The organism is Ruegeria sp. YTSA072 (genome assembly GCF_059610285.1).
In genome coordinates this window covers 95,067-118,251 of record NZ_JBXWNI010000005.1, presented here as the reverse complement: position 1 = coordinate 118,251, position 23,185 = coordinate 95,067, and the positions used below count along the sequence as shown (strand labels likewise).

Genomic DNA, 23,185 nt, shown 5'->3' with positions numbered 1-23,185 from the left:
GTGGATTACAGGTTTGGATAGATCGGGAATTTAGCGCAAAGCTCTGCAACCTCGGCTTTGACCTTGGCTTCAACCGCGCCATTGCCGTCTTCGCCGTTGGCGGCCAGACCGTCGACGACTTCGATGATCCAGTCGGCGATCTGGCGGAATTCGATCTCGCCAAAGCCGCGGGTGGTGCCGGCGGGGGAGCCCAGACGGATGCCCGACGTAATGGTCGGTTTTTCCGGATCAAACGGCACGCCGTTCTTGTTGCAGGTGATATGCGCCCGGCCCAGAGCCTTGTCGACAATGTTGCCGGTCACGCCTTTGGGTCGCAGATCGACCAGCACCACATGGGTGTCGGTGCCGTGGGTCACCGTGTCCAGACCGCCCTTGATCAACTGGTCCGACAAGGCCTGTGCGTTCACGATGACCTGCTTGATGTAATCCTTGAACGCAGGCTGCAACGCCTCACCAAAGGCCACGGCCTTGGCCGCGATCACGTGCATCAGCGGGCCGCCCTGAATGCCGGGGAAGATGGCCGAATTCACTTTCTTAGCGATATCTTCATCATTGGTCAGGATCATGCCGCCACGCGGGCCGCGCAGGGTTTTGTGCGTGGTGGTGGTCGCCACATGCGCATGCGGGAAGGGGCTGGGGTGCTCACCCGCTGCCACCAGACCGGCGAAGTGCGCCATGTCCACGTGCAGATAAGCGCCGACCATGTCGGCGATCTCGCGCATGCGGGCAAAGTCGATCTGTCGCGGAATCGCGGAACCACCGGCGATGATCAGCTTGGGCTGGTGTTCTTTTGCCAGCGCCTCGACCTGATCATAGTCCAGCATGTTGTCTTCTTTGCGGACACCATACTGCACCGCATTGAACCACTTGCCCGATTGGTTGGGGCGCGCGCCGTGTGTCAGGTGACCGCCTGCGTCCAGGCTCATGCCCAGAATGGTGTCGCCGGGTTGGATCAATGCCTGGAACACGCCCTGATTGGCCTGAGAGCCCGAGTTCGGCTGAACGTTGGCAAAGCCGCAGCCAAACAGCTCTTTGGCGCGGTCGATGGCCAGATTTTCGGCGATGTCCACGTATTGGCAGCCGCCATAGTAACGCCGTCCGGGATACCCTTCGGCGTATTTGTTGGTCATCACCGAGCCTTGTGCTTCCATCACGGCGGCAGAGACGATGTTTTCGGATGCAATCAACTCGATCTCGTCGCGCTGACGACCCAGCTCGGATGTGATCGAGCCGAACAGCTCGGGATCACGGTCAGATAGGGACTGGGTGAAAAATCCGGTATCACGGAGATTGGCGTTCATGGGGGCTCCACATGGCTGGGTAAGAATCTTGCGGATTTCCTATCGGAAACGGTACATGCGCAAAAGCTTTAAAGCGACGAATTGGCCCGCTGCGGCGTCAAGTCTGGCTTATCGGGGAAAGGTATGGTTGTTTCGGAACCAAATGTGCAAGACCGGAAACCGCAACAAATGATCCAGAGAATCGCTTTCCTCGCCAGCGACGTCAAAGTGGCCCAAACAGCCCGCGACGTGCTGGTGAAACGTTATGGAAACGCGGCACCGCGGGATGCCGATGTGGTCGTTGCACTGGGCGGTGACGGGTTCATGCTCCATACGCTGCACAGCATGCAGCACCTGGATACACCGGTTTATGGCATGAATCGCGGCACAATCGGCTTTCTGATGAACGAATTCCACGAAGGGGACCTTATGGCCCGTCTGAGCGAAGCCGAGGAAGAAGTCATCAACCCACTGGCCATGCGTGCGATGGATCAGTCAGGTAAGATGCACGAGGCGCTGGCGATCAACGAGGTGTCGCTGCTGCGCGCCGGACCACAGGCTGCGCGCCTCAGGATAAGCGTCGATGGCCGTGTTCGTATGGATGAGCTGGTCTGCGATGGTGCACTGCTGTCCACGCCCGCCGGATCGACCGCCTACAACTACTCGGCTCACGGCCCGATTCTGCCAATTGGATCAGATGTTCTTGCTCTGACGGCTATTGCTGCATTCAGGCCACGCCGGTGGCGCGGCGCGCTGTTGCCCAAGATCGCCAAGGTGCGTTTTGATGTGCTGGATGCGGACAAGCGCCCGGTCATGGCGGATGCAGATTCGGTGTCTTTCGCTGATATCGACTGGGTCGAGATCCGCTCTGAACCTGCAATCCAGCACCGCATTTTATTCGACCCAGGGCATGGGTTAGAAGAGCGCCTGATATCCGAGCAATTCACCTAAATTTTGGGACTTACGAATTTTTTAGAAGTTGTGTGAAGCAGTTCACATGAGCTTCATTAACTTTCCGCTAATCTGATCTTGCCCGGAGAACACGTCTCGGTGGGAGTGAGTGGCCACCAAACGACGTTTTCGAACGATAGCGCAGTTTACGCGCTGGCGAGGGTAGGTGGTGCTACGCTCGTTAATGATATCTGGGCTTATTTTAGTAAGCGGACCCCGGGCACAAAAACCCGGGGTTTATTTTCGTTTTGGGTCGCACTACGTGCCCATCTTCTCCCACAACGGCAAGCACATCTGACCGACGCGCGCCTCAATTGCAGCGGCGGCATCCACGGCCATATCTTCGCGCCAGCGGCGGGCAGCGATCTGGACATTGATCGGCTGCGGGCCGCTGGGCAAATCCGCCAGCCGGGACGGAACGCAAGCGGCGGGCAGGCCAAGGAAGTTCATCGCATAGGAATAAACGGCGCAGCCAAGAACCTCGTGCACCCCTTCGGCACCTTCGGTGTCCCGATCCGGCTTGAAGAATGGTTGCGGCAGGAAGGGCGACAAGACCAAAGCATAGTCTTCCATAAACAGTGACCACTCGCGGGCGTAGTGGCTGCGCTTGGCCAGCATCCGGATTAGGTCGGTGTCCACGATGGGTGGGAACTCTTGGAAATAGACATCAAAGATTTCGCGGATGGTTTCAGATCCTGCTGCCTTGATGTCGCTTTGCATCAGAGTCAGAACTTCGCCCATCAAGGCGCGATACCCTGACCGACCACACTCGAATACATCCGGCGGGTCGATCTCTTCCACCAGATAGCCAGCGTCGACCAACGCATCGCGGGCCGTGTCCAGCGCCTTGTCGACCTCGGGGTGCAGCGCATAGCCGAAGGTGTTTTTGGTGAAGGCCACTTTTATGGGGCCTTCCAAGGCTTCCCCGCGCCACGGCATTGAAACGTGAAACGGATCGCGCGGGTCGGCGGCGACCAAGCTGGGCATGGACAGATGCAAGTCGGCGGCAGAGCGGGTGATCAGCCCCTGGACCGACATGGATTGTGCCAGAATTCCGCGTTCGACCTGTTGGCTGGGGTTCCACGCGGGGACGCGCCCCAGCCCTGGTTTGACTGTGACCGCGCCATTGGCCGCCGCGGGAAACCGCAGACTGCCGCCAATGTCGTTGCCATGCGCCAGCGCACCGATCCCTGCCATCACACCTGCACCGGCCCCGCCCGAGGACCCGCCGGGCGAGATATGGCGGCCCCAAGGGTTGTGTGTCCGGCCATGCAGTGGGTTGTCTGTATCGGCGCGGAATGAGAATTCGGGCGTGTTCGTCCGTCCGATCACGATGGCTCCGGCATTCTGCAGATTGCGCACAACAGGCGCGTCGTCGGGTGCGATTACGTCTTTCAGGGCCACCACACCGTTTGAGGTCGCGTGCCCCTTTTGATCGACGTTAATTTTGATAGTGACGGGAACGCCATGCAACGGCCCCGCGGGTGCACCGCCTGCCACGGCCGCATCCAGTTCACGCGCACGCTCCAACGCCTCGGTGCTCAGGTCTTCGACCACCGCGTTCAGGTCTGGGTTGGCCTGATGCATTCGGTCGACTGCATTATGAGTGACCTCCAACGCGCTCAACTCACCGCTGCGGGTCAAGGCGGTCAGGTCGGTGGCGTTCAGACGCCAGATATCGGTTTGTGTCATGGGCCCTCGCTGTCTTGGGACGACAGTAGGGGGCTTGTTTCAGGTTGCAAGGGAAAGACAGGCGGCGGGCGACGGATCGTCGCCCGCTGATCTGTTATTGCGCGTAGCCAATAGATTTCAACGCGTCAGTGATTTCATCCAGAATGGCGGGGTCATCAATGGTGGCAGGCATCTTGTAGTCCTTGCCGTCCGCAATCGACACCATCGTTCCACGCAGGATCTTGCCCGAGCGGGTCTTGGGAAGGCGGTCTACCACCACGGCTAGTTTGAACGCAGCGACCGGCCCAATTTTTTCGCGCACCAGTTTGACGACGTCTTGAACCACCTCGCCATGGTCGCGGTCACAGCCCGCGTTCAGACAGAGGAAGCCCACCGGCATTTGACCTTTCAACTGGTCCGTCACGCCAATCACTGCACATTCAGCAACGTCGGGGTGGGCGGCCAGAACCTCTTCCATTCCGCCGGTCGACAAGCGGTGGCCAGCGACGTTGATCACGTCATCCGTCCGCGCCATGATGTAGAGATAGCCATCCTCATCAATCATGCCTGCGTCGCCGGTTTCGTAAAATCCCGGGAACTGGTTCAGGTACGAACTTTTGAATCGTTCCTCGGCATTCCAAAGCGTCGGGAGAGTGCCGGGGGGCAGGGGAAGCTTGACCGCAATTGCGCCCAGCTCACCGGGTTTCATCGGATGACCACCTTCGTCCAATATCTGCACGTCATAGCCCGGCATCGGTTTGGCGGGTGAACCCAGCTTGACCGGCAGTTCCTCGATCCCCAGTGGGTTGCCGGCGATGGGCCAGCCGGTTTCGGTCTGCCACCAGTGATCGATCACCGGCACTTTCAACGCGTCCTGCGCCCATTCGATCGTATCTGGATCAGCCCGCTCGCCCGCCAGATACAACGCGCGCAGGCAGGAGAGGTCATACTTCGCCAACATCTCGCCCTTGGGGTCTTCGCGTTTGACGGCGCGGATGGCGGTTGGGGCGGTGAAAAAGCTTTTGACCTTATGCTCGGAAATCACCCGCCAGAACGTGCCTGCGTCGGGCGTGCCAACGGGCTTGCCTTCAAACACAATCGTCGTGTTGCCGTGAATCAACGGAGCATAACAAATGTAGGAGTGTCCTACGACCCAGCCCACATCCGACGCTGCCCAGAACACATCGCCCGGATCGACATCGTAGATATTTTTCATCGTCCAGTTCAGCGCCACCAAATGGCCTGCGGTCGGACGCACAACGCCCTTGGGCGCGCCGGTCGTACCCGAGGTGTACAGGATGTATGCCGGATCATTGCCATCGACCGGAACGCATTCGGCCGGTTCGACTCCGTACTGGAAGCCGTGCCAGTTGTAGTCGCGCCCTTCAATTAATTGCGCCACTTCCTGCTCGCGCTGGAAGACCACACAGAATTTGGGCTTGTGGTTAGCCATGTCGATGGCCCCGTCCAGCAGGGGTTTGTAATGCACGACGCGACCTGGTTCCATCCCGCAGGATGCGGCGATGATCGCCTTGGGCTTGGCGTCGTCGATCCGGACAGCCAGTTCATTGCTGGCAAAGCCGCCGAACACCACCGAGTGCACGGCCCCCAGACGGGCGCAGGCGAGCATGGCCTCCAGCGCTTCGGGGATCATTGGCATATAGATGATGACACGGTCGCCCTTTTCGACGCCCTTGGCACGCAATGCCCCGGCCAGATTGGCCACGCGATTGCGCAGTTCGACATATGAAATCTCGCGCTTGGTGTGCGTGATCGGGCTGTCATAGATGATTGCGGCCTGTTCGCCGCGACCATTTTCGACATGCCGGTCGACCGCGTTCCAGCAGGTGTTCACTTTGGCATCGCTGAACCACTCATACAAAGGGGCGTTATCGTCAAACAGGGCTTTGGTCGGCGGTTGAACCCAATCAATTGCCTTTGCAGCGTTCATCCAAAAAGCCTCTGGATCCGATTTCCAACCTTCGTAAATGTCCTGATATGCCACAGTGAACTCCTCCTAAATCTCCTTGAGAAATGTGTTATGTGGCCAGGGGGCACCGCACAAGCGAGCGCTGTGACGGAGCGTCACTTTATCGCAAAAAATTTGCAGGAATCCGCAGGCTGGCCTGCAAATTGTTGCAAATCATCGCCTTTTTGCTGACTTTTTGCGATCAATAATGCACTTTTGCAAAGTTGAATATTTTGGCGTGCAAATTATTGCCTGCTGTGAATCAAACAGGGCGCCGATACTGGCGCCCTGAATACTGTGCTCAGGTTTATTAACCGTAATGCGCTACGGGTGTACCCGCGATCGCCGCCATATTCAGCAATCCGCGCGCTGTGATCGACGGTGTCACGATATGCGCCTTGTTGCCCATGCCCATCAGGATCGGGCCGACCTCCAAGCCATCGGCCTTCATTTTCAGGATATTGCGCACTCCGCTCGCCGCATCCGCATGGGCAAAGATCAGAACGTTTGCTGTTCCTTTCAGGCGTGAGTTCGGGAAGATCCGCGAACGCAGTTCAGGGTCGAGGGCCAGATCCAGATTCATTTCACCTTCATATGTGAAATCGCGCGGCTCGGCGTCGAGGATATCCAGTGCCGCCCGCAACCTTTTGCCCGATCCTTCAGCCTGATTGCCAAACTGCGACTGAGAACAGAAGGCGATTTTAGGCTCGATCCCGAAACGCCGAACATGACGCGCGGCGCCAATGGTCGACTCGGCCAGCTCTTCTGGGGTTGGTAGCTGCCGAACATGGGTATCGGCAATGAACAGCGGTCCGTCCTCGAGGATCATCAGTGACAGTGCGCCATGCGGGTGCAGATCGACATCGCCCAGAACCTGTTCGACGTAGTTCAGGTGCCAACGATACTCGCCAAAGGTGCCGCAGATCATGCTGTCTGCCTCACCACGTTGCACCATGATGGCCGCAATGGCGGTGTTGTTCGTCCGCATGATCGCCTTTGCCAGGTCCGGCGTGACACCGCGGCGCTGCATAATCTCGTGATAGGAGTTCCAGTAATCATAATATCGCGGGTCGTCTTGCGGGTTCACAATCTGGAAGTCTTTGCCGGGACGGACCGTCAGCCCCAACCGCTCGCATCGTGCATTGATCACTTCGGGGCGGCCGATCAGGATTGGGGTTTCGGTTGTTTCTTCGAGAATGGCCTGAGCTGCGCGCAGAACACGCTCGTCCTCGCCCTCGGCAAATACGATCCGGCGCGAGGCCACGGCCGCGGCCTCAAAGACCGGGCGCATCAGCAGGGCAGACTTGAAGACGGACTGATTCAACCGTTCTTTGTATGCCTCGAAGTCGTCGATCGGGCGCTTGGCCACACCGCTTTCCATCGCGGCTTTGGCAACGGCCGAGGACACGACGCCGACAAGGCGCGGGTCAAAGGGTTTGGGGATCAGATAATCGGGGCCAAAAGTCAGTTGCTCACCTTTATAGGCCGCAGCCGCCTCGGCGCTGGTCGTGGCGCGTGCCATCTCGGCGATCCCGTCCACGCAGGCGATCTGCATTTCGTCGTTGATTTCGGTCGCGCCCACATCCAGCGCGCCCCGGAAGATGAAGGGGAAACACAGAACGTTGTTGACCTGATTGGGAAAGTCGCTGCGGCCCGTGGCAATGATCGCGTCCGGCGCGACTTCGCGTGCGGCTTGTGGCAAAATTTCCGGGCTTGGATTGGCCAGCGCGAAGATGATCGGGCGCTTGGCCATCTTCTCAACCATCTCGGGCTTCAGAACGTTCGGCCCGCTAAGGCCAAGGAACAGGTCTGCATGGCCGATTACATCGTCCAGCGTGCGCAAATCCGTTTTTTGAGCGAATTGATCCTTGTGCGGGTTCATGTCCTCTTCACGGCCTTCATAGACAAGCCCGTGAATGTCGCACAGCCAGATATTCTCGCGTTTGACGCCCAGTTTGACCAGCATCATCAGGCAGGCAATTCCAGCCGCGCCGCCACCGGTTGAGACAACCTTGACGTCTTTAAAATTTTTACCGGCGACGTGCAGCGCATTCTTGGCCGCGGCACCCACGACAATCGCGGTGCCGTGCTGGTCGTCGTGAAAGACCGGGATGTTCATCCGTTCCCGGCACAGCTTTTCGACAATAAAACAGTCCGGCGCCTTGATGTCTTCAAGGTTGATCGCGCCAAAGGTCGGTTCCAATGCGCAAACGATATCCGCCAGTTTCTCGGGGTCGGGTTGATCGAGCTCGATGTCAAAGCAATCGATCCCGGCGAATTTCTTGAACAGGACGGCCTTGCCTTCCATCACAGGTTTAGAGGCAAGCGCGCCGATGTTTCCCAGCCCCAGAACAGCTGTCCCGTTTGAGACGACCGCTACCAGGTTCCCGCGTGCGGTATACAGCTCGGCGTTGGCAGGATCCGCTTTGATTTCCAGGCTGGCCTCTGCCACACCGGGCGAATAGGCGCGTGCCAGATCGCGGCCGTTCGCCATCGGTTTTGTCGCTTTGATTTCAAGCTTACCGGGCTTTGGATGGGCGTGATATTCTAGCGCGGCCTGCCGCAGGCTGGGTGTGTCCGACATCGGCGACTCAACTCCTCAGAAAATTTGATTTAGTGTTAAACTATTTCCCCGGCTTTGGCTACGCTACGTCATTTTGCAACAGTTTTGCTAAAGTTCACCGACATCCCGTTGAAAAGCGTCGCATTGCTTTTACATTCGGGCAACTTTGGAGCCAACTTAGACCTGTCGAGCACTGAAAGCCATAAATGAGCTATAAAGACGAAATTCAGGCCGGGATTGCCTTCCCGGCGGAAGAAGTTGTGGTTGGTCCGGATCGCGCCGCTTACGTATCGGTTTTGCTGATCGCCATCCTTATCCTTGCCGCCGTCAGTATCTGGCCGGTTCAAGCCCTTGCTCTGAACGAAGAGGGGGGATTGTTCGAAACGATCTCGGCCGCAGCGCTTTTTGCCTCAGGTCTGGCCGCGCTCTGGCGCTATCCCGGCGTCACCCGTCTTTATATTGCGCTGGTCTGTCTGTTGCTGGCGGAAAGAGAGCTTGAGGCGGAAATCTATCCAGTCGGCAGCCTGCCATATTGGGTCCTTAACGGTTTGGACAGTGTCCTTGATATGACGTCGGTCCGGATTGCTCTGTCCGTCATCGTGATCGGAGGTGCCCTTTGGCACGGAGCCCCGACGGCATGGCGGGCGGCAAAGCGACGGGCGCCTTTTTTCGTAATTTTCGTGCTGGCGGGATTGCTGGCGGTAACCGCTCAGCTGCTCGAGGAAGTTTCCGGAATTTACCAGGCAGATCTGTCCACACTTATGACAGCGCGGCTCTTTGTGCTGGAAGAAACGCTTGAGATGTTCTTTTCGATTGGCATTTTGGCCTCTGTTCTGATCGGATGGCCAAAATCCGATGCCGAAGAGACGCTGAATGACCTCGACCTTGAACAACAGCCAGACGCGCGCTGAAATCCGACTGCCCACCAGCGAGCTGCGCGACGATATCCCGTTTTTCACAAAGACCCTCGGAATGAGGATGGATATGATCTATCCCGCTGACGATCCGAGTGTTGCCGTGTTTTCAGGCCACGGGTTGCGCCTTCGGGTTGAGAGGGACGCGCCTGAAGCGGCAGGCACGATCCGCATCCTGACAGACGATCCTGACGGTTTTGCGGGCGGACAGCGGACTCTGGTCGCGCCAAATGGTACACGGGTTGAGATTGATGAACTGAACCCGCCGATGGTGATGCCCGAAACGGTGCATTCCTTTGTGGTTCGCAGGCTCAAAGATCAGGCGCCCTGGATCATCGGGCGGGCGGGGATGCATTACCGCGATCTGGTGCCAGATCGGCTGGGTGGGTCGATCATCGCCAGCCATATCCGTATCCCCGATGGCGGCCCGGTGCCGGATATGGTGCATTTCCACAAGGTCGGGTTCCAACTGATTTTCTGCATCCATGGTTGGGTCGATGTCGTTTACGAGGATCAGGGCGACAAAATGCGCCTGACAGCCGGGGATTGCTTTATCCAACCCCCAGAAATCCGCCACCGCGTTCTTGAAGCTTCCGATAATGTTCAGGTGATCGAAATCGGTGTTCCCGCCGAACATGTCACCGAAATAGACCACGAAATGGACCTGCCTACGCCGAATTTCCGACCGGACCGCGAATGGCAAGGGCAGCGTTTTGTTTATAACAAAGCCGAGAATTCAAAGTGGGGACCATTTCGCCTGCCAGGATATATCTGTCGCGACACGACGATTGCCGAGAATACCAAGGGTGTTGCAGGCGTCCAGGTCGTACGAAAAGGGCAGGGTGAACCGGTCTGGGCGACGCATGACACGGATATCCATTTTACCTTCGTCATGACGGGTGAGGTAACTCTGGAAGGTGAAGGGCGCGCCCCTTACCGTCTGGAACAAGGGGATGCGTTCGTGATCCCGCCCGGTATGCGCACCAAACTGTCCGAACCTTCCGATGATGTCGAATTGCTTGAAGTCACCCTTCCAGGAGTCTTCAATACCGATCTGGGCTAGGTGAGAATTTGCCTGGGAATCTTGTACTCGGGGGTTCAACTCCCCGGGCAGTTTCCTTTAGGGTGTGATTTTCTGACCAGTTGATCAAAAATGGGGAATCGCCATGACTTTGAAAGATGCAGCGTTGTCTGTCCGGGAAAAAGCCTATGCGCCTTATTCCAACTTCAAAGTTGGGGCTGCAATCCGGTCAGCCAGCGGTGAGGTCTATTCCGGCTGTAACGTGGAAAATGTGGCGTATCCCGAGGGCACCTGTGCCGAGGCCGGAGCTATTGCCGCGATGGTCGCTGCGGGCGAACAGGAACTGTCCGAGGTCTATATTGTTGCCTCAAGCCCGCAACCGGTTCCGCCGTGTGGCGGTTGCCGGCAAAAGCTGGCCGAATTTGGCAAGCGGGACGTCAAGGTGACGCTGGCGACCATGGATGGAGCCGAGTTTGTAACTACGATTGGACAATTGCTGCCGGGCGCTTTCGACGCCTCGCACATGGAGGACGTGTGACCCCATGGACGCCCGTTCGATCATTGCAAAACTGCGCCGGAATGAGGTGCCGACCGGAGATGAGCTGAACTGGTTCGCGCAAGGTTTGGCCGATGGTGGTGTCAGCGACGCTCAAGCGGGCGCTTTTGCCATGGCCGTCTGTATGGGCGGATTGGGCACCAAAGGGCGCGCCGATCTGACGATCGCCATGCGCGACAGCGGTGATGTGCTCAGCTGGGATTTCGATGGCCCGGTAATTGACAAACACTCGACCGGTGGGGTGGGAGACAGCGTAAGCCTCGTGCTCGCCCCTGCACTGGCTGAGATGGGGGCTTATGTCCCCATGATCTCGGGGCGGGGTCTGGGTCATACTGGCGGTACCCTGGACAAGCTTGAGGCCATTCCCGGTGTCAGCACCCAGATCGGTCAGGACCGTCTGACGCAGATTTTGCGGGATACCGGCGCGGCCATTGTCGGGGCCACGGGGCAGATCGCCCCGGCAGACAAACGCCTTTATGCGATCCGTGATGTGACGGCGACCGTTGAAAGCCTGGACCTGATCACAGCGTCGATCCTGTCCAAGAAACTGGCTGCCAGCCCCGAGGCTTTGGTGCTGGACGTCAAGGTCGGCAGCGGCGCGTTTATGAAGACGCTGGAGGATGCGCGCAAACTGGCAAAGGCCCTGTCGGAAACTGCGAATGCAGCAGGTTGCCGGACCTCGGCGGTCATCACCGATATGCACCAACCTTTGGCGCCTGCGCTGGGCAATGCGTTGGAAGTGGCCGAGGTGATGAAGGTCATGACACAAGACCCCTATGCCCCGCTGGCCGAAATCTCGGCCGAGTTGGGCGGGGTTCTGCTGGCCGATGCCGGGATGTTCGCAACGGCTGATGAAGGGCGCGACAAGATCACGGATGTCATCTGCGACGGTCGCGCGGCGGATCGCTTTGGGCGTATGATGGCAGCCGTGGGCGCGCCGCTGCAGTTTGTTGAAAACTGGTCCCGGTACTTGCCAGAGGCCAGCGTGATCCTTGAGGTTCCGGCACCGACGAACGGACACATCACTGCCATTAACGGTGAGGCGCTGGGCCTGACAGTTGTTGCACTGGGCGGCGGACGGCAGGTTGAAGACGACGTCATCAACCCGGCCGTGGGTCTGTCTGACATCGTCCGGCTGGGCGACAAAGTCGAGAAGGGCGCGCCTTTGGCGGTAATCCACGCTTCGCGGGAGGATGCCGCGCGGCGGGCCGCCCAGAGCGTTCTCAGCGCGATCACGATAGGTGCCGATGCCCCGGCAGAGCCCACTCTTGTCCACGAAAGGATTACGCCGTGACCCGCGCGTTTCTTGTGGTGATGGACTCGGTTGGCATCGGCGGCGCGCCGGATGCTGATCGGTTCTTTAATGGCAATGTGTCGGACACGGGTGCAAACACACTGGCCCATATTTCACAGGCCTGCGCCGAAGGGCGGGCTGATGACGGGCGCTCAGGTCCACTGTACCTGCCAAACTTGGATGCGCTGGGACTGGGGGCCGCAACGCGGTTGGCATCGGGGTCGGAAACGCCGGGGTTGGAGGTCGATCCGTCTGGGCGCTGGGGGTGCGCGAGAGAGCATTCACTGGGCAAGGATACGCCTTCTGGCCACTGGGAGCTGGCCGGTCTGCCGGTGCCGTGGGATTGGCATTATTTCCCGGATACCACGCCAACCTTCCCCGCCGACTTAAGCCAGGCTGCGGCCCAGGCGGCTGGAACAGACGGTATTCTGGGTGATTGTCACGCCTCGGGCACGACCATTATCGCCGAACTAGGGGCCGAGCATATGCGGACGGGTCGGCCGATCTGCTACACCTCCGCTGACAGCGTTTTCCAGATCGCGGCACATGAAGAGAGCTTTGGCCTCGACCGCCTGCTGGACATGTGCAAGGCGCTTGCCCCGCGGTTGCATGAGATGAAAGTGGGTCGCGTCATCGCGCGACCTTTCACAGGCTCACCCGATCAGGGCTTTACCCGCACCACCAACCGAAAGGATTTTGCCATTCTGCCGCCGGCGCCGGTTTTGACCAATTGGGTGCAGGATGCAGGACGCCGCGTCCATGCGGTGGGCAAGATCGGTGACATCTTCTCGATGCAGGGGATCGACACGCTACGCAAAGGGTCGGATGCCGAGTTGATGGGCCACTTGTCCGATTTGGTCGATCAGGCCGAAGAAGGCAGCCTGACCTTCGCCAATTTTGTTGAATTCGACAGCCTGTATGGCCACCGCCGCGATATCAGCGGCTATGCACGCGCGCTAGAATGGTTCGACCGTGAAATTGGAAAGATCCTGAATAAGCTGCGCCCGGGCGATCTCATGCTTTTGACCGCCGATCACGGCAATGACCCCAGTTGGATCGGAACCGACCACACGCGCGAACAGGTGCCCGTTCTGATCGCGGGGCAGGGCACGGGCCAAATCGGGGCAGTCGATTTCGCCGATGTCGCTGCAAGTATCGCCCACCATCTGAACATTCCGGCCCAAGGGCTGGGGAAGAGTTTTCTATGACCGTCGCAGACCTACCCAAAATCGAGTTACACCTGCACCATGAAGGGGCAGCACCGCCTGAATTCATCCGTCAACTTGCGCATGAAAAACGCATAGACCTGAGCGGTATCTTTAAATCAGACGGAAGTTATGACTTCCGCGACTTCGCCCACTTTCTCAGTGTCTACGAGGCCGCCTGCGAGGTGCTTAAATCACCCGAGGATTTCCGTCGCCTGACCTTGGCCATTCTGGAGGAAAGTGCGGCGAATGGGGTGGTCTATTCAGAAACTTTCCTCAGCCCTGATTTCTGCGGCGGCGGGGATGTGCACGCCTGGCGTGACTATCTGAACGCCATTCAGGACGCGGCGGACGAGGCTGAGCGCAAGTTCGATATCACCTTGCGCGGCGTTGTCACGTGCGTCCGGCATTTCGGACCCGAACAGGCGAAACAAAGCGCCTATTGCGCAGCAGAAACCGCCGGTGACTGGATCACCGGGTTTGGCATGGGCGGTAATGAGGGCGTCGGGACGCAGGGCGATTACAAATGGGCCTTTGAATGCGCCCGCGAAGCTGGGTTGCGCCTGACCACCCATGCCGGAGAGTTCGGCGGGCCCGAAAGCGTACGCGATGCTGTTCGGGACCTCGGTGTCGAACGGGTCGGCCACGGCGTGCGGGCCATCGAGGACGACGATCTGATCCGGGAACTTGTCGACCGCGAAGTCACACTTGAAGTCTGCCCCGGTTCCAACGTGGTTCTGGGCCTGTTCCCCGATTTTGCGGAACATCCTATTGCCCGGTTGCGCGATCAGGGCGTGAACGTCACAGTTTCCACCGACGATCCGCCGTTTTTCCATACCACCATGCGGCGCGAATATGAGATGCTGCATCAGGCCTTTGGCTGGGACGCCGAGGATTTTGCGGCCCTGAACGACACAGCCCTGAATGCGGCTTTCTGCGATGATGACACCCGCGAACGGGTCAAGAAAAGACTGGAGAGAACATGAGCGAACACCTGACCGTCGTTGACCACCCGCTGGTGCAGCACAAACTGACGCTCATGCGGGACAAGGGCACCTCGACCGCTGTTTTCCGACAGCTGCTGCGCGAAATCACCCTGCTGCTGGCCTATGAGGTCACGCGTGAACTGAAGCTGACCACCCGGCACATCGAAACCCCAATGGAGGAAATGGACGCCCCCATTCTGGCCGGTAAAAAGCTGGCCTTGGTGTCGATCCTGCGGGCGGGAAATGGGATGCTGGACGGGGTGCTGGAACTGGTCCCCTCGGCCCGTGTCGGGTTTGTCGGGTTGTATCGCGACGAAGAAACGCTGAAACCGGTTCAGTATTACTTCAAAGCGCCCGAAGGCTTAAAAGACCGTCTTGTCATTGCCGTTGACCCAATGCTGGCCACCGGCAACAGCTCGACCGCAGCGATTGATTTGCTGAAAGAAGCCGGGGCGACCGATATCCGTTTCCTCTGCCTGTTGGCCGCGCCCGAAGGCGTCGCCCGCATGAAAGAGGCGCATCCTGACGTGAACATCGTCACGGCGTCGCTGGATCGCGAGTTGAACTCAAAAGGGTATATCATGCCTGGGTTGGGCGATGCCGGCGACCGGATGTTCGGCACCAAGTAACCGGCTTACTCGCCACAGATATTCTGCAGTCGGACCCAATCGCGGTCCGGCAGCACTTGCGGCAAGGGACGCCCGGCCATCGGGTCAGCCTCGATCAAGCCCAGAGTGTCTTCCCCCGTGACATCCACAGCATAGGCATATGGCGTTGAAGGCAGCGCTGCCTGGGCGAATACTTCTAGCAAAGCTTGATCGGACACAGTTGGGCGCGGGTCTGACAGGACCTGTTCGGTATAGGCGTCAACGATCTCCGGCGTCAGCTCTCCGGTTGTTAGCAGGCGGAATGCCGTGGTTGGGCCAGTTCGGTCCAGTACCTCGTCCAAGGGATCCTGTGCGGCGGCCCGCGCGCGTTCGGCGATGATGTAGCCGGCGGCGATGGATGGGTCCTCGTGATCTTCAACCAATGAGCGGTTCAACAGAATGATCCCACCAGGCAGGCCGAGGCTTGTTTGCACCCCGGCGGGCAGAATAACGACCTCTCGCACTCCGGTTCGGGCTGCCAGTTGGTCCAACGCAGCCTGCGCATCCTCTGAGGTGCACGAAACACCCGAAACCCGTTCAATCCGGTGCAGGATCGCATCTCCGATATCGTATCGCTTGATCTCGGGGACAACAGAAACGACGTGGTTTTGCAGCGCGGCCGGAACCCAAAGCAGCAATAGCGCGGCAACTGTAGCAACCACACCCGCAACACTAAGCCAGCGCAACCGTCCGGGATGCGGGCGCGACCGATCAATAGCCTTTTGCAAACGGTCGATCGCCGCGATCATCGTCGTCTCGGTTTCCTCCAGCTCCAGCGTTTCGTCGGGGTCTCCGTCCGGGTTGAAGATTGCGGGATAAAGTCCTGGGTTCTGTCGCTCCAGCGCAGCCAATGACCAATGCGTCAATGCCCGATCGTTGAAATCAGAAATCGTCAGCGTTGCTTCGCCAATCGACACCACAACCTCGCGCCGCTGCACGTCGGGCGAGGGGCGCCACAGACCGGTGGCTTCGATCCGTTGGTACTGTTTCAGAGCCGTCATCAAGGTGAGGTTTGCTCGTTATTATTTTGCCCCAGCTTAACATGGTAAATTCAAAGGGCGCAAACCAGTTGCGCCATCTGCGATAAATGTGCTGGATACAACGACACGTGCAGGGTTGTCCTGTCGTGCCCCACCATTTTACCGAGGCGAAAGATGCAGGCGGACACTCAGACCTCACCGATACTGGCATCGGTGCTGATGATCAGCGCCATGGCGATCATCGGGGTGATCGACAATGTGGTGATCCTGTTGGCGGAAACGGTTGGCCTGTGGCAATTCCACCTGAGCCGCGCTTTGCTAATGTTGCCGCTGATCTTCGGTCTATCGCTATTGGGGCTGGGCAGTATGCGCCCGAAACGATTTGGCCCGGTGATTCTGCGCAGCGTACTGATCACCCTGGCCATGTTGTTCTATTTCGCATCGCTTGCGGTCATGCCGATTGCGCAGGCGCTGGCCGGGTTGTTCACATCGCCGATTTTTGTCCTTTTGATCTCGGCCCTGGCAATGAAGCAGCGGATTGGCCCTTGGCGTATTGTTGCGGTTCTACTGGGGTTTGCGGGAATTCTGTGCGCGCTGCAGCTTGACCCCTACGATTTCGATACTCGCAGCCTGTTGCCGGTCGCCGGGGGTCTGTTCTACGCGCTGAGTGCCGTTATCACGCGCAGCCATTGTTCCGATGAAAGCACCGTGGCGCTGCTGGCTGCGATGATCATCACGCTGGGATCGGCCGGGGCGATTGGCCTTCTGGTACTTGAGCTGTTTCCGGTGGCCGCGCCGGATGGTCCCGACGGCTTCGCCGCGCGGGGTTGGGTCTGGCAGATGCAACCTGCATTGCCGTGGATCGCAATACAGGCGGTTGGTTCCACGATTGCCGTCTTCATGTTGATCAAGGCCTATCAGGTGGGCGAGCCGTCCTATGTCGCGGTCTTTGAGTACTCGGTCATGATCTTTGGTCCGCTCTTTGCTTTTGCGGCCTTCGGGCAGGCAATCGGGCCGATGCAGATTGCTGGGATTGGTTTGATTGCAATCGCTGGTGCCCTGTTGGGATGGCGTGCAGGGCGCGAGGCTGCCCGGCCAGAACCGGTTTAGCCGTATCCTGAGGCCAGCCATTTGTTTTGGGTGGGCAAGCGGGGATCATTCAGACCGGATACCGATGGGTGTCACATGACCCGCGCGATTTCAGCCGACGGGCTCAGACAGATTCGGCGGCACGGATGACCGCTGGTGTTAATTATAGTTTCCAAAAACCTGCCAATTTTTACCAATTGCGCAGTGTTGTTCAAAGAATTGTTGTTTTTCACGGCTTTAAGAGCGCAAATTGGGCGGCAATGTGTCTGAATTAAGTCGCCCATGGTTAAGTCGTGCTAGTCGTTATGAGTAGTTGTTTTTGTGTCAGAAATGGGTGCGACACGTGTTAAATGTACAGAGTGTTTTGAGTTATGACGCCGTTCCGAACCGGGAAGTGCAGGACAATCCTGCGATTTCGCTGAACGCGCGTCGGGGTGGTTTTGTCCACGGAACTAAGATTGCGACGGATCGCGGTTGGCAGCCTGTTGAAGGACTGCAAGCAGGCGATCTGATCCGCACGATGGACAACGGGTTCAGGGCAGTCTCGCGGGTTGCGACGGATTGCATAGCAATCGCTGCCAGCGAGTCCAGGTCGGAAAACTTACCTGTCCGTGTGCCATCGAACACTTTGTATAACGGCGATCCGGTCTGGTTGATGCCAGAGCAGGGCGTGGCGTTGGACAACACCAAGCTGAGCCAGGGTCCGATCACGCTGCCGATCAGCATGCCTGTGGTGCCTGCGCGGGTTCTCAGTGGAACGTTTCGACTTTCGTCCAGCGCGCCCTCATTGCTGTTTGAGGTTTGTTCGTTGTTCTTTGAGCAAGACGAAGTGATCTATATCGAGGGTGGTTTGCGCGCCTTTTGCCCTGCGGGCCGCTTTGGGTCGAACAGCCGGCCCGCGAACGCCTCATACAAGGTGGTCGATGCTGATCGGACCGAAGACCTGATCGACATGGTCGCGCATAGCAGGGACATTGCTGTTCTTGCGAATTCACTGGGCGCATTACCGGCTCCGATCATGCAGAACCCGATATTTCCGGCGCGGCCAGTCATGGGTGCGCGACGTCCTGGGCGGCCGGGGCGGCCTGCTCCGATATTCTAATTTTTTTAAAGCTATTGATTAAAAATGACGCTGGCGCGGTAACCCGCACCAGCGTCAATTTTTTAGGCAGCTTTTGCTTCGGGGTCAAAGCGACCATAGAAGCTTTGGCCTTTCTCAGCCATCTCACGCAGCAGCGGCGGGCAGGCGAAACGTTCGCCATACTGTGCCGTCAACTGGTCGCAACGCTCGGCGGCGTAGGGCGTGCCGATGATGTCCAGCCAGCTGAGCGGACCACCCGACCATGGCGCAAAGCCCCAGCCAAGGATCGCACCTACGTCGCCTTCGCGGATGTCTTCCAGAACACCTTCTTCCAACGCGCGGACCGCTTCCAGTACCTGAGCGAACATCAGACGTTCCTGCACCTCAATAAGGTCGGGCTGATCTTCGGCATGCGGGTATTTGTCGGCCAGACCCTTCCAATATTCGGTGCGCTTGCCCTTTTCATCATAGTCGAAAAAGCCCGCGTTCGCCTTGCGGCCCAGACGCCCCTGTTCTTCCATCCAGAAGATCAGATCGTCACCCGGACTTTCGGGATAGGCATTGCCCATCGCGGCCTTGGTCGCCCGCGCAATCTTGGCACCCAGATCAATCGAGGTCTCGTCGTTCAACTGGATCGGCCCAACGGGGAAGCCCAGCTGACGCGCGGCGTTGTCGATCAGCACGGGGCTGACGCCCTCGGTGATCATCCGCAGACCTTCGTTGATGTAAGGAATGATGCAGCGGTTGGCATAGAAGAAGCGCGCATCGTTGACCACGATGGGCGTCTTGCGGATCTGGCGCACGTAATCCAGCGCCTTGGCCACCGCGCGATCACCGGTTTCCTTGCCCTTGATGATCTCGACCAGGAACATCTTCTCGACCGGTGAGAAGAAGTGAATCCCGATGAACTGATCTGGGCGCACGCTCGCCTTGGCCAGATCGGAGATCGGCAGGGTCGAGGTGTTCGAGGCAAAGATGCAATCCTCAGGGATGATCGCCTCGACCTTCTTGGTCATCTCGGCCTTTACGCCGACGTCTTCAAACACGGCTTCGATGATCAGGTCGCAGCCCTTGAGGTTGTCCAGATCCGGCGTCGCAGTGATGCGACCCAGCATGGCCTCTTTCTTTTCAGCGGTGACCTTGCCGCGCTTCATACCCTTGTCCAGGTAGCTCTCGGTGTAGGCCTTGCCTTTATCCGCGGCCTCTTGGTCACGGTCGATCAGAACCACTTCCATACCGGCCTGAGCTGAGACCAGCGCGATACCGGCACCCATCATGCCTGCGCCCAGAACACCGATCTTCTTGACCCGCTGATCGGGTACGCCCGCGGGGCGAACGGCACCTTTTTCCAGCGCTTCCTTGTTCAGGAACAACGAACGGATCATTGCGCCCGAAGACGGGTTCATCAGAACAGACGTAAACCAGCGCGCTTCAATCTTCAGCGCGGTGTCGAAATCGACCAGAGCACCCTCGTAGACGGCGCTCAGCAGAGCCTTGGCCGCAGGGAAGGCGCCTTGAGTTTTGCCGTTCACCATCGCCGACGCGCCGACAAAGTTCATGAAACCAGCAGGGTGGTAGGGGGCACCGCCGGGCATCTTATAGCCCTTCGCATCCCAGGGTTTGACGATATCCGCGTCCTTGGCGTTCAGCACCCATTCCTTGGCTGCGGCCATTGGCTCGGCTGCGATCTCGTCAATATAACCCGCGCCCTTGGCTTTCTTGACGTCCAGCATTTTTCCTTCCAGCAGCAGCGGTGCCGCGGCAATCGCGCCAACCTTGCGGACCATCCGGGTGGTGCCGCCCGCGCCGGGGAAGATGCCGACCATGATCTCGGGCAGGCCATATTTGGCCTTGGGGTTTTCGGCCGCAAAAATGCGATGCGTAGACAGCGGCAGCTCCATGCCAATGCCTGCGGCAGTGCCGGGCAGAACGGTAGCAATCGGCTTGCCGCCCTTCTTGGTCTTGGGGTCCATGCCCGCCAGTTCAATCTTGCGCAGCAGGGCGTGCATCTGCATCGTGCCCTCGAACAAGCCTTTTGCCGGGTTGTCGCCCGCCTGTTCCTTCATCACGGCCAGCAGGTTCAGGTCCATGCCGCCTGCAAAGGAGCCTTCTTTACCGGATGTGATAACGATCCCTTTGACGTCGTCATCAGCCAACGCCTGATCGACCAGATCGCTCAGTTGCGCCAGCCCGTCAAAGGACATCACGTTCATGGTTTTCCCGGGCACGTCCCAGGTAATAATGGCGACGCCGTCTGCGTCTTTGCTCAGAGTGAAATCAGTCATTGTCATCTCCAATCTGGTCAGCCGTCAGCGGGCTGCCATCCTTGCGGGTGAAGGCGAATCCGTTCTCGTCATCCTTCACCATCATGTCTATGTCGCTGTAATAGCCGGTCTCGGTCGGGGTCCGTGTGCCCACTACCAGAAAGGTCGCGGGCGCATCGGTTTTGTTCACAAGGTGGTGGCCATTGGCCTCACCTGCGGGCCAAGCGGCGCAATCGCCGGGCTGCATCTCATGCTCACCATCGTCATCGATCAGCACGCAGGTGCCGCTGAGCATGATGGCAAATTCGTCCTGCTCCATGTGGTAATGGCGCAGCGAAGACATGCCTTGCGGTTCCAACCGTACGATGTTGACCCCGTATTGGGACAGCCCGCCTGCATCGCCCACACGCTGGACGAAACGACCTGCGGTCGCCTCGGCCAGTTTGCCGGGATAGGCCGAGCCACCCTGAAACGGGATCTGAGAGAGATCCAGCTTGGGCATCAGACGCGCTCGATGATCGTCGCTGCACCCATGCCGGATGCAATGCAGAGCGTGGCCAGACCGGTTTCCTTGTCCTGACGCTCCAGTTCATCCAGCAGAGTGCCGATGATCATCGCACCGGTTGCGCCCAGCGGGTGGCCCATGGCGATCGAACCGCCGTTGACGTTGACCAAACCGGGGTCGACATCAAACGCCTGCTGGAACCGCAGAACGACTGAGGCAAAAGCTTCGTTCACTTCGAACAGGTCCAGATCGCTGATTTTCATTCCGTTGTCGGCCAGAATCTTCTCGGTCACCGGTACCGGGCCAGTCAGCATGATGGTCGGGTCGGTGCCAACCTTGGCCGTCGCTTTGATGCGGGCACGTGGCTTGAGGCCGTACTTCTCGCCGAATTCCTTGTTGCCAATCAGAACCGCGGCAGCACCGTCCACGATGCCCGAGCTGTTGCCCGCGTGGTGGATGTGGTTGATCTTTTCCAGATGCGGGTATTTCAGCATCGCCACCTTATCAAAGCCGGGCATCTGTTCGCCCATCATCTGGAAGGCCGGGTTCAGGCCGCCAAGGCTTTGCATGTCAGTGCCGGGGCGCATGTATTCGTCGCGGTCAAGAATGGTCAGGCCGTTCTGGTCCTTGATGGTGATAACCGATTTCTCAAAGCGGTTGTCTGCCCATGCTTCCGCGGCTCGGCGTTGCGATTCCATCGCCAACGCGTCTGCGTCATCACGGCTAAAGCCATATTCGGTCGCGATGATATCGGCCGAGATTCCCTGTGGCACGAAATAGGTGTCCATCGCCAGCGAGGGATCAACAGCAATCGCTGCGCCGTCGCTGCCCATGGCAACGCGTCCCATCATTTCCACGCCACCTGCGATGTACGCTTGGCCAGCGCCGCCCTTGACCTGGTTTGCCGCCAGGTTCACAGCTTCCATGCCGGACGCACAGAAACGGTTGATCGCCAGACCGGGGATCGACTGGTCAAGATCCGAGGCCAGAACAGCCGAGCGTGCCAGACAGCCGCCTTGTTCCATCACCTGCGTGACGTTGCCCCAGATCACGTCCTCAACGGCGTGGCCTTCCAGATTGTTGCGCTCTTTCATCGCATTCAGGGTCAGGGCGGACAGGCGTACCGAGGTTACCTCGTGCAGGCTGCCATCCTTGCGGCCCTTGCCGCGCGGTGTGCGCAGGGCGTCATAAATATAAGCTTCGGTCATGGGGTCTCTCCTTAAGCTCGATCCGACGGTTTGCCGGGCATCAGGTCATAGGGGTGTTTCCAGCCGGGCAGTTCCGACAAGCGGGTCAGCCAGGCGTCGATATGCGGCCAGTCGGCGCGGTCAAAGCCGAATGGTTCAGGGTAATACAGATAGCTGCAGCAGCTGAGATCAGCATTCGTGACGTCATCACCAACAATCCAATTGCGGCCTTCAAGATGAGTATTCAGAACGTCATAAGCCGCTTTGAGGCGACCTTGATTGAAGGCAATGACATCAAGATTTCGGTGCTGTTCCGGCAGAAAGTTGATCAAGAAACGGGTCAAGCCAGCCATTGAGCTAAGCTTGTGATTGTCCCACAGCACCCAGCGCAGAACGTCGTAGTTCTCATCCCGGTTCTTGCCGCCGAACTTGCCGGATTTCTCAGTCACATAGGCCTGAATGGCGCCCGATTGGCTGGTCCGGAAATCGCCATCGACCAGCACGGGCGCTTCGCCCATTTCATTGACTTCGGCGCGGTATTCGGGAGTACGTGTCACGCCTTTGAAGAAGTCTACAAAAACCGGCTCCCAGTCCAGCCCGGACATTTCCAGGGCCAAGGCGGCCTTGTAGCTATTTCCGCTTTCTCCGAAGCAATGAAGTTCGATTGTCATGCGATCGCCCCTCCCAAGGCGTACGGTGCGAAGTCGAAACTCGCGTGTTTCGAGAAAAACAATCCGCTTAGCTGAGCGCCAAAGGGCATTGTCTTGCTGAAAACACGCCCACCTAAGTGAAGGTGGCTGTAGTGTTTAACGCTTGCGGTCATCCAACTCGGAATTGAAGATTCGCAGACGATGGGTCAGGTTGTCCTCGTTGATCACGCTGTTGAAATTCTCGAATAGAAACGACAGCGCCTCTCCTTCGTCCAATCCAGCATCACGCGCGAACGCTTTGAGCTTGCGATACCCGTCTTCGGTCATTGCGACGGGAAAGCGGCGGGTTAGTCGAAAACGCTTTGGCATGTG

20 protein-coding genes are annotated in these 23,185 nt (G+C 58.5%); 10 read left to right on the top strand and 10 right to left on the bottom strand.

Annotated features, from left to right (window positions below; translation table 11 throughout):
• Positions 1 to 5: 5 nt before the first annotated feature.
• Positions 6 to 1,301, bottom strand: coding sequence for a serine hydroxymethyltransferase (gene glyA, locus AC2FIB_RS10940; protein ID WP_496782479.1), 1,296 nt, complete (start codon positions 1,299 to 1,301; stop codon positions 6 to 8).
• Positions 1,302 to 1,469: 168 nt separating this feature from the next.
• Between glyA and AC2FIB_RS10935 the strand changes: the two genes are divergently transcribed.
• A complete protein-coding gene (locus AC2FIB_RS10935; RefSeq protein WP_496736228.1) occupies positions 1,470 to 2,231 on the top strand; it encodes an NAD kinase in 762 nt (253 codons plus the stop codon).
• Between the two features lie 258 nt (positions 2,232 to 2,489).
• Here the strand turns inward: AC2FIB_RS10935 and AC2FIB_RS10930 are convergent, their stop codons facing one another.
• From AC2FIB_RS10930 to AC2FIB_RS10920, 3 genes are all read right to left on the bottom strand, one after another.
• Positions 2,490 to 3,923, bottom strand: coding sequence for an amidase family protein (locus tag AC2FIB_RS10930; protein ID WP_496842033.1), 1,434 nt, complete (start codon positions 3,921 to 3,923; stop codon positions 2,490 to 2,492).
• Positions 3,924 to 4,017: 94 nt separating this feature from the next.
• Positions 4,018 to 5,907 (bottom strand): propionate-CoA ligase PrpE, encoded by a 1,890-nt coding sequence (gene prpE, locus AC2FIB_RS10925; protein ID WP_496736231.1) that lies wholly within the window; start codon positions 5,905 to 5,907, stop codon positions 4,018 to 4,020.
• A 274-nt stretch (positions 5,908 to 6,181) separates the two neighbouring features.
• Positions 6,182 to 8,455: an NADP-dependent malic enzyme gene (locus AC2FIB_RS10920; RefSeq protein WP_496842032.1), complete on the bottom strand. Its 2,274-nt coding sequence runs from the start codon at positions 8,453 to 8,455 to the stop codon at positions 6,182 to 6,184.
• A 185-nt stretch (positions 8,456 to 8,640) separates the two neighbouring features.
• Between AC2FIB_RS10920 and AC2FIB_RS10915 the strand changes: the two genes are divergently transcribed.
• The 7 genes from AC2FIB_RS10915 (at position 8,641) to upp (ending at position 15,039) form a co-directional block, all read left to right on the top strand.
• Positions 8,641 to 9,345 (top strand): hypothetical protein, encoded by a 705-nt coding sequence (locus AC2FIB_RS10915; RefSeq protein ID WP_496842031.1) that lies wholly within the window; start codon positions 8,641 to 8,643, stop codon positions 9,343 to 9,345.
• Positions 9,308 to 10,411 carry a cupin domain-containing protein gene (locus AC2FIB_RS10910; RefSeq protein ID WP_496842029.1) on the top strand — a complete coding sequence of 368 codons (1,104 nt, stop codon included), beginning with the start codon at positions 9,308 to 9,310 and terminating at the stop codon, positions 10,409 to 10,411. Before AC2FIB_RS10915 ends, AC2FIB_RS10910 begins: the two co-directional genes overlap by 38 nt.
• 103 nt (positions 10,412 to 10,514) lie before the next feature.
• Positions 10,515 to 10,907, top strand: a complete 393-nt coding sequence (locus AC2FIB_RS10905) for a cytidine deaminase (protein ID WP_496736235.1) — start codon at positions 10,515 to 10,517, stop codon at positions 10,905 to 10,907.
• A gap of 4 nt (positions 10,908 to 10,911) precedes the next feature.
• On the top strand, positions 10,912 to 12,219 hold the full coding sequence (locus AC2FIB_RS10900) for a thymidine phosphorylase (protein ID WP_496736237.1): 1,308 nt from the start codon (positions 10,912 to 10,914) through the stop codon (positions 12,217 to 12,219).
• Positions 12,216 to 13,427, top strand: a complete 1,212-nt coding sequence (locus AC2FIB_RS10895; protein ID WP_496736238.1) for a phosphopentomutase — start codon at positions 12,216 to 12,218, stop codon at positions 13,425 to 13,427. The genes AC2FIB_RS10900 and AC2FIB_RS10895 overlap by 4 nt, the downstream gene beginning before the upstream one ends.
• Positions 13,424 to 14,410 (top strand): adenosine deaminase, encoded by a 987-nt coding sequence (locus AC2FIB_RS10890; RefSeq protein WP_496736240.1) that lies wholly within the window; start codon positions 13,424 to 13,426, stop codon positions 14,408 to 14,410. Before AC2FIB_RS10895 ends, AC2FIB_RS10890 begins: the two co-directional genes overlap by 4 nt.
• Complete coding sequence (upp, locus tag AC2FIB_RS10885; RefSeq protein WP_496736242.1) at positions 14,407 to 15,039, top strand: uracil phosphoribosyltransferase; 633 nt, start codon at positions 14,407 to 14,409, stop codon at positions 15,037 to 15,039. Before AC2FIB_RS10890 ends, upp begins: the two co-directional genes overlap by 4 nt.
• 5 nt (positions 15,040 to 15,044) lie before the next feature.
• Here the strand turns inward: upp and AC2FIB_RS10880 are convergent, their stop codons facing one another.
• Positions 15,045 to 16,058: a hypothetical protein gene (locus tag AC2FIB_RS10880; protein WP_496736243.1), complete on the bottom strand. Its 1,014-nt coding sequence runs from the start codon at positions 16,056 to 16,058 to the stop codon at positions 15,045 to 15,047.
• A 153-nt stretch (positions 16,059 to 16,211) separates the two neighbouring features.
• On the opposite strand from AC2FIB_RS10880, the gene AC2FIB_RS10875 reads away from it, so the two are divergent.
• On the top strand, positions 16,212 to 17,147 hold the full coding sequence (locus AC2FIB_RS10875; RefSeq protein ID WP_496736245.1) for a DMT family transporter: 936 nt from the start codon (positions 16,212 to 16,214) through the stop codon (positions 17,145 to 17,147).
• Between the two features lie 322 nt (positions 17,148 to 17,469).
• Positions 17,470 to 18,228, top strand: a complete 759-nt coding sequence (locus tag AC2FIB_RS10870; RefSeq protein WP_496736246.1) for a Hint domain-containing protein — start codon at positions 17,470 to 17,472, stop codon at positions 18,226 to 18,228.
• A gap of 62 nt (positions 18,229 to 18,290) precedes the next feature.
• Here the strand turns inward: AC2FIB_RS10870 and AC2FIB_RS10865 are convergent, their stop codons facing one another.
• From AC2FIB_RS10865 to AC2FIB_RS10845, 5 genes are all read right to left on the bottom strand, one after another.
• The gene (locus tag AC2FIB_RS10865; RefSeq protein WP_496842027.1) at positions 18,291 to 20,492 is read right to left on the bottom strand and encodes a 3-hydroxyacyl-CoA dehydrogenase NAD-binding domain-containing protein; all 2,202 of its coding nucleotides are present in this window, start codon (positions 20,490 to 20,492) and stop codon (positions 18,291 to 18,293) included.
• Positions 20,485 to 20,973, bottom strand: a complete 489-nt coding sequence (locus AC2FIB_RS10860; RefSeq protein WP_170560902.1) for a cupin domain-containing protein — start codon at positions 20,971 to 20,973, stop codon at positions 20,485 to 20,487. Before AC2FIB_RS10860 ends, AC2FIB_RS10865 begins: the two co-directional genes overlap by 8 nt.
• A complete protein-coding gene (locus AC2FIB_RS10855) occupies positions 20,973 to 22,184 on the bottom strand; it encodes an acetyl-CoA C-acetyltransferase (protein WP_282119941.1) in 1,212 nt (403 codons plus the stop codon). The genes AC2FIB_RS10860 and AC2FIB_RS10855 overlap by 1 nt, the downstream gene beginning before the upstream one ends.
• Before the next feature lie 11 nt (positions 22,185 to 22,195).
• Positions 22,196 to 22,834 carry a glutathione S-transferase family protein gene (locus AC2FIB_RS10850; RefSeq protein WP_496842026.1) on the bottom strand — a complete coding sequence of 213 codons (639 nt, stop codon included), beginning with the start codon at positions 22,832 to 22,834 and terminating at the stop codon, positions 22,196 to 22,198.
• 135 nt (positions 22,835 to 22,969) lie between these two features.
• Complete coding sequence (locus AC2FIB_RS10845; protein ID WP_058274212.1) at positions 22,970 to 23,182, bottom strand: hypothetical protein; 213 nt, start codon at positions 23,180 to 23,182, stop codon at positions 22,970 to 22,972.
• Positions 23,183 to 23,185: the final 3 nt, after the last annotated feature.

Coding starts and splice junctions, on each gene's coding strand:
- AC2FIB_RS10890 (WP_496736240.1), top strand. CDS start 13,424: ATGACCGTCGCAGACCTACCCAAAATCGAGTTACACCTGCACCATGAA.
- glyA (WP_496782479.1), bottom strand. CDS start 1,301: ATGAACGCCAATCTCCGTGATACCGGATTTTTCACCCAGTCCCTATCT.
- AC2FIB_RS10920 (WP_496842032.1), bottom strand. CDS start 8,455: ATGTCGGACACACCCAGCCTGCGGCAGGCCGCGCTAGAATATCACGCC.
- AC2FIB_RS10865 (WP_496842027.1), bottom strand. CDS start 20,492: ATGACTGATTTCACTCTGAGCAAAGACGCAGACGGCGTCGCCATTATT.
- AC2FIB_RS10910 (WP_496842029.1), top strand. CDS start 9,308: ATGACCTCGACCTTGAACAACAGCCAGACGCGCGCTGAAATCCGACTG.
- AC2FIB_RS10880 (WP_496736243.1), bottom strand. CDS start 16,058: ATGACGGCTCTGAAACAGTACCAACGGATCGAAGCCACCGGTCTGTGG.
- AC2FIB_RS10845 (WP_058274212.1), bottom strand. CDS start 23,182: ATGCCAAAGCGTTTTCGACTAACCCGCCGCTTTCCCGTCGCAATGACC.
- upp (WP_496736242.1), top strand. CDS start 14,407: ATGAGCGAACACCTGACCGTCGTTGACCACCCGCTGGTGCAGCACAAA.
- AC2FIB_RS10855 (WP_282119941.1), bottom strand. CDS start 22,184: ATGACCGAAGCTTATATTTATGACGCCCTGCGCACACCGCGCGGCAAG.
- AC2FIB_RS10915 (WP_496842031.1), top strand. CDS start 8,641: ATGAGCTATAAAGACGAAATTCAGGCCGGGATTGCCTTCCCGGCGGAA.
- AC2FIB_RS10930 (WP_496842033.1), bottom strand. CDS start 3,923: ATGACACAAACCGATATCTGGCGTCTGAACGCCACCGACCTGACCGCC.
- AC2FIB_RS10900 (WP_496736237.1), top strand. CDS start 10,912: ATGGACGCCCGTTCGATCATTGCAAAACTGCGCCGGAATGAGGTGCCG.
- AC2FIB_RS10905 (WP_496736235.1), top strand. CDS start 10,515: ATGACTTTGAAAGATGCAGCGTTGTCTGTCCGGGAAAAAGCCTATGCG.
- AC2FIB_RS10850 (WP_496842026.1), bottom strand. CDS start 22,834: ATGACAATCGAACTTCATTGCTTCGGAGAAAGCGGAAATAGCTACAAG.
- AC2FIB_RS10875 (WP_496736245.1), top strand. CDS start 16,212: ATGCAGGCGGACACTCAGACCTCACCGATACTGGCATCGGTGCTGATG.
- AC2FIB_RS10860 (WP_170560902.1), bottom strand. CDS start 20,973: ATGCCCAAGCTGGATCTCTCTCAGATCCCGTTTCAGGGTGGCTCGGCC.
- AC2FIB_RS10935 (WP_496736228.1), top strand. CDS start 1,470: ATGATCCAGAGAATCGCTTTCCTCGCCAGCGACGTCAAAGTGGCCCAA.